The organism is Dulcicalothrix desertica PCC 7102, from assembly GCF_003991905.1.
Classification (GTDB): Bacteria; Cyanobacteriota; Cyanobacteriia; order Cyanobacteriales; family Nostocaceae; genus Dulcicalothrix; species Dulcicalothrix desertica.
This window is the reverse complement of sequence record NZ_RSCL01000035.1, coordinates 43,965-47,752: the sequence shown is the minus strand read 5'-3', so window position 1 is coordinate 47,752 and position 3,788 is coordinate 43,965. Positions and strand designations below refer to the sequence as shown.

Sequence of the window (3,788 nt, the reverse complement as noted above, 5' to 3'; positions counted from 1 at the left end):
AATTCGCTTATCTTTTAAATCAGGTATGGATTTCTCCTTTAATTTTTGGGTAATACATAAAAGCAAGTAAGAAGCATTTGCTGCATTTAAATTAAAGTTATCTGCACGACACTTAAAAAGGTTAGTAAATTATGCGCTTGGAATATGTAGCCAATTTTTTGACGTAATTGTGTTAGTTGTTTTTTCGTGGCGCCACAAATTTCTTGTCCAAGTATTTTCAGACTACCAGATTGTGCTGACCGTAAACCCCCCATTAAGGTTAATAAAGTAGTTTTACCAGAACCAGATGGCCCTGTCATTATCACAATTTCACCTGCGTTGATACTCAAATCGATATCAAATAAAGCCTGTTTACGAAGCTCACCTTCACCAAAATAATGGTTGATATTACAAGCTGAAATTACAGGTTCACTTTTTGTCTGTTGCTCAATGTCAGCACCAGTAATATTTTGCATAAATTTTACCTGCCTTTATTATTTTGAGGAAAGTGTAAATTAGCTGTATATATTAGAAAACGTCCGCTGGGTCAGCAGCTTGTAATTTACGCATCGCTACGCCACCAGATACAGTACACATAACAATGGTGAGAAACAGTACCAAAATCGCACGGTTAACTGTCATGCCAATGGGTAGAAGTGTTGCCGATGCAGCAAGTAAGTAAAATCCACTAGAAAGCAAAAAACCTGGTATAAAACCTAAAATTGCTAAAATTAACGATTCTTGGATTAATACTCCAACGAGATATGCATCGCTGTAACCCATTGCTTTGAGGGTGGCATATTCAGATAAATGGTCTGAAACATCGGAATAAAGTATCTGATAAACAATTACAATTCCGACAATAAAGCCAATTACAGTTCCAAATCCAAAAATAAAACCTGTCGGTGTACTAGTTGCCCAATATACTTTTTCTCTATCTGCAAATTCTTCTAAAGTTAATACTAATACATCTGAAGGTAAGTACTTTTGTAAAGCTTTCTGCACTAATTGCTTATTAGCTCCAGGTTTTAATTTGATTAAACCAACGTCAACTTCAACAGCATTACGCTCAGGGAATATACGCATAAACGTTGAGTCACTAGCAATCATCATTCCATCTGAACCAAATGAAATCCCAAAGGTAAATAATCCTACTACTTGTATTTGTTTATCATTTACTTGCACACTTAGAGAACTATCTTTCTTTAAAAGAGTTGCAATATCTCCAAACTCGGCTCGACTAGCTCGGTCAAAAATGACTCTATCAAGCATTTTGAGTTTGTTAAATTGCTGTGTTATTTCTGGTTGCTCAAAGACAGATTTCGTCGGGCTTACCCCAACTGTAAATATTGTACGCTCTGTTTGAGTTTGCTGTGGATTGCGCCATGTCGCACGACCAATATAAATAGGAGTTACTGATTGTACTTCTTTAAATGCTCGTGCTTGATGCAAGCGCTCTCTAGGAAAAGATTTAAGCGATGTAAATGCTTCGGAAATAGGATTAATTATAAATAAATCCGCTTGCAAAGAGTAATGCAGGTTAGCCGCAGATTCATAAAGTGTTTCATTTAAGCCCATTTGGACAAACATTAAAACATCAGCAAATGCAATTCCTGCTAAAGCTACAGCTAAACGAGTTTTTTCACGTCGTACCTGAAACCATGCCAAGGGGGTTTTACGCAGTAGATTACGAAACATAGAATATTTGGGATTATATTTGAGCTTATATTTGGATTGCTACTTGTACTTGCAAATTTGTTAAATTTGCGACTCGTTTACTTGATTCTGGATTTAAGCGAATTCTCACTTCTACTACTCGACGCTCTAAATTTTCGCCTGGTTGACCGCTTGTAATTTCTTGTGGTGTAACTTGTATTCCAACTAGATTAACGGCGCCACGAACTTCTCCTGTAAATGATTCACTTGTGATAATTGCTTGTTTACCTGGACGAATTTTACTAATATCTGTCTGGTAAACTTCTGCAACTACTTCCATTTGGTCAGTTTGTCCTAATTCAGCAATACCTGATGTATCAACAACTTCCCCAGCTTTGGCATGAATTTCTAAAATTCGTCCTGAAGATGGCGCCCGAATATAAGAGTCATCTAAGTCAGCTTTAGCTCTCTTAACAGCAGCATTTGCCTTATCTACATTTGCTTGGGCTGATTGTACATCAACTGGACGTACTTCTATGATTTTATTAAGCGTAGCTGCTGCTTCATTAACTTGTTCTTTACCTGACGACTCTATACGTCTGAGATTTGCCTGTGCTTCGACTATTTGCTGCTGTCGCGATGCCTGAATACGACTCAAATTTGCGCGCGCTTCGATTATTTGCTGTTGTCGCGACCCTTGAATACGTTTTAAATTTGCTTGCGCTTCATTATATTGCTGTTGTGCTTTTTGCAGTGACAAACGTTTAGTATCTCTTAATGAAGCAGAAATTGCCCCTTCTTGAAACAGTTGTTGATTTCTTGTAAATTCTGTTTGAGCATTGTTCAATTCTGCCTGAAAGCTTTCAATCAATGCTTTTTGTGCTGCAATTTCTGTTTCGCGTTCCGATATTAAACGCGCAATAGTTGCTTGTTGCGCCTCTGTTTCTGTGTTTTTCTCTGCTACCAGACGGTTGATAGTTGCTCGCTGTGCTTCAGGAAGTGTAGTATTTTCTACCTTCAAGCGCGCGATAGTTGCCTGTTGCGCCCCTATTTCTCCTGTTTTGGCGCCTGCTTTCACTTTCGCTAACTCAGATTGTGAAACTCTTACCTGTTCTTGTGCCTCTAGAAGTATACTTTGTAGCCGAGAGCGCGCATTCATAACAGCAATAACATCACCAGCTTTTACCTTATCACCTCGATTTACCATCAGTTGAGCTACACGGTCATTACTTAATGTTGCTGGGACAGATACTTTTATCACCTCTCCAAGTGGCTGGATTTTTCCCAAAGCTGTAACTTGCTGAACTTGAGGTATTGCAGTTTGTTCAGTCAAAGAAGGAGTTTGCCCAATAGTCGAAAATCTATAGTAGACTATCACACCTGTCATACAAGTGGCACCAATAATAAGACCAATCATCCATCGATTTTTAAGCGGCTTTGATATTATTTGGAAACTCATGAAAAATTCCCCATAAATTAAAAATTAGACTTTTACGCAGTGTGAAAGCAGTTTACCCTCGATTCGCAGGCCGTATAACCATCAATACATTAATTCGGCGCCTTAAAGAAATTTCGATTCATCCAAAGCTAGACATAAAATTCCATAGGTAACATCATTCGCTTCACCAATACATCAAACGATGATGCAAATGGTTAATACGCTTGTACAAGTGTCTCAACAAGTTGATATTAATCAATTTATATCAACTTGTTGATACTGTCAAGAACAAATCACAGCAAATAAAACACACAGGTTACATACGTTTTGAGTCAACCAGTACAAATGTTATATATGATAAATTCTGGCGGGTTGGCATAACATGGGTGTTCTCTAGTAGACTTGTCCATATCAACTACTTTATGTCAACAAGTTGATATTGTGATATAAATCTGTTAATGTATTTATAGTAATTTACAACTCAAAGCGGTTCAGGTGAAATGGATGCAGTGAGTATTTGTTGGGGGGAGAGTGTAGCTCAAACGTGAATCAGTTTATCAGCAACAGCAAGATTATTAATGTTTACCGAGCCAGTGCTGTGCTTGAAAGTGTTCTTGATGCTGCCTTGGCGCCTATAGGAATAACCACAGCCCAATGGGGGTCATTGCGAATTATATATGAAAATCCTGGTTGTTCAGGTGCAGATATTTCGCGT

Annotated in this window: 2 protein-coding genes and 1 pseudogene; all 3 read right to left on the bottom strand. The window is 38.0% G+C overall.

Features of this window, described 5'->3' with window-relative positions; translation table 11 throughout:
- Window positions 1-110: 110 nt before the first annotated feature.
- Window positions 111-455: pseudogene (locus DSM106972_RS44130) on the bottom strand (ATP-binding cassette domain-containing protein); the annotation flags it as partial.
- A gap of 52 nt (window positions 456-507) precedes the next feature.
- Window positions 508-1,677 carry an ABC transporter permease DevC gene (devC, locus tag DSM106972_RS44125; protein ID WP_127086661.1) on the bottom strand — a complete coding sequence of 390 codons (1,170 nt, stop codon included), beginning with the start codon at window positions 1,675-1,677 and terminating at the stop codon, window positions 508-510.
- A gap of 25 nt (window positions 1,678-1,702) precedes the next feature.
- Complete coding sequence (locus DSM106972_RS44120) at window positions 1,703-3,094, bottom strand: HlyD family efflux transporter periplasmic adaptor subunit (RefSeq protein ID WP_127086660.1); 1,392 nt, start codon at window positions 3,092-3,094, stop codon at window positions 1,703-1,705.
- Window positions 3,095-3,788 lie beyond the last annotated feature (694 nt).

What these genes read in the sequence shown, in the direction of transcription:
- devC (WP_127086661.1), bottom strand. Translation starts at nt 1,677, where the DNA reads ATGTTTCGTAATCTACTGCGTAAAACCCCCTTGGCATGGTTTCAGGTA.
- DSM106972_RS44120 (WP_127086660.1), bottom strand. Translation starts at nt 3,094, where the DNA reads ATGAGTTTCCAAATAATATCAAAGCCGCTTAAAAATCGATGGATGATT.